The following is a 2,074-nucleotide window of genomic DNA, read 5'->3' as shown; positions in this document are numbered from 1 at the left end:
CCGCTCGGCCGTGCCGGGCCGTGCCGGGCCGTGCCGGGCCGTGCCGGGCCGTGCCCGGCCCCGCCGCGACGTCAGCCGGTCGTGCGCGCCCACTCCCACCAGGACGTGAGGTCCGCCCGGCTCAGCGCGAGGGCGGGGACCGGCTCGAGCTGCGGCAGACGCCCCTCCTCGGCCGGGTCGGCGTCGCGCGTCGCGGTGACGACGGGCTGCCGGACGAGCGAGAGGACGACCGCACCGTCGGCGAGCGTCGTCGCGACGGCGTCGACGGCCGCGGGCTGTGCGCCGGGGTCGAGCGTCGCGGTCAGCGCGTCGACGGCCGCGTCGGTCGCGGCCGACGTCCAGCCGGTCACGTTGGTCGCACCCCCGGTGCGCCAGCGGGCGGAGGTCGCGGCCGCGCCGAGGTCGGCCTGCGGCACGGGCAGCAGCGCGACGTCCCACGCGTCGGGTGCGCCGCGCAGGTCGGCCGTCATGCCGTCGACCGGCTCGTAGCGACGGACCGCGAAGCCCGCCGCAGCCGCCTGCTCGGTGAGCAGGTCGAGGACGCCGAGCCGCACCGGGTCGGCGGTGTTGGTGAGGACCCGCACGACGACGGGCTCGGTCACCCCCGCGTCGGAGAGGGCGGCGCCGGCCTGCGCGGCGTCGGCGTCGGGCACGTCGACCGCGCCCGCACCGGCCCCGACCGCGGGCAGCAGCGCGTCCGACGCCTCCGCGTCGGCCCACAGCGGCTCGGCGACGGACGACACGACCGCCCCTCGCGGCACGGTCGCGAGGAACGCCGCGCGCACCGCGGCAGCGGTCGCGGTATCGCCCCCGTAGGTCGCGGGGTCGAACGCTCCGCCGCCGGCGACCTGCAGCTGGACCTGGAGCGTCGCGTCGCCGCCCGCGCGGACCGACACGTCCTCGACGTCGTCGAGCGCGGCGAGCACGTCGGTCGTGGAGGCGGGTGCGATGACGTCGGCCTCGCCGTCGCGCAGCGCCGTCACCTGGTCGAGCGGATGCAGCGCCGTGCGCAGCACGACACGGTCGAACGCCGCGGGACGGTCGCCCTCGTACGCGTCGTTGCGGACGAGCTCGACGCTCTGGTCGGCGACGACCCGGTCGACGACGTACGGGCCGGTCGTGACGGCCGCGGCGGGGTCCTCGGCGAGCGCGGGCGCGGTGAACGCCGTGCGCCACGCCGACGACAGCGACCGCAGCGCGCCCTTGTCCTCGCCCACGACGGCCGCGGTGACCGCAGCGGCCGCGGCGGCCGGCTCGTCCACGCCGAGGACCGACTCCCCCAGGACGTGCGCGGGGACGTTCACGTCGAGCGCGGCCGACCAGTCGGCGACGGGCGCGTCGTACACGAGCGTGACCGTCGCACCGTCGACCGCGGGGGGCTGCGGGACGTGCACGAGGGCTGCGGACGTCGCCGCGAACGCCACGCCGGCGTCGAGCGCGTCGGCGTTGGTGACCTCGCCCGACTCGTCGAGCTCGGGGGTGACGTCGTCGTACAGACCGCTGCGGGCCGCCCACTCCAGCACGAGGTCGTCGGGGGTCACGGGGACGCCGTCGGACCACGTCGCCGTCGGCGCGATCGTGTACCGGACGGTCAGCGGGCTGTCCGCGACCTTCTCGACGGTCCCGAACGACGCGTCGTGGGTGACCGTGCCGTCCTCGTCGACCGACACGAAGCCCGACTGCGCGAGCGAGCGCACGAGGGTGCTGCCGGGTGTGCGTCCCAGCGGCGTCCCGCCGTTGAGCGAGCCGAACACGGCGCCGACCGCGACGACGACCGTCCCCGCGCGCTCCGGGTCGGGCTCGGGCTGCGTGCAGCCGCCGACCACGAGACCGACGGTCGCAACGAGCGCCGCACCCCCCACCGCAGACCTGCGCACGCCACGGACCTCCCGGTTCGTCGGACCGGCGGGAGGGACCCGTCGGACGTCACCACGGACGGTCTCACACCGCCCCTACCAGCGGATATCGGTCGGCACCGTCCGGAACTGAACTCTGCCGGACAACTCGGGTGCGCGGGACGTCCGCCACGCGGCGCGCACGCCGCGAGCAGCAGTCCCCCGCGACGACGGAGGCC

Annotated in this window: 1 protein-coding gene; it reads right to left on the bottom strand. The window is 77.2% G+C overall.

The window, feature by feature from the left end:
• Positions 1–71: 71 nt before the first annotated feature.
• Positions 72–1,877 carry an ABC transporter substrate-binding protein gene (locus CBZ_RS19725; RefSeq protein WP_130783139.1) on the bottom strand — a complete coding sequence of 602 codons (1,806 nt, stop codon included), beginning with the start codon at positions 1,875–1,877 and terminating at the stop codon, positions 72–74.
• Between the last annotated feature and the right edge of the window lie 197 nt (positions 1,878–2,074).

The organism is Cellulomonas biazotea (genome assembly GCF_004306155.1).
Lineage (GTDB): Bacteria > Actinomycetota > Actinomycetes > Actinomycetales > Cellulomonadaceae > Cellulomonas > Cellulomonas biazotea.
This window is presented reverse-complemented; position numbering and strand designations above follow the sequence as displayed.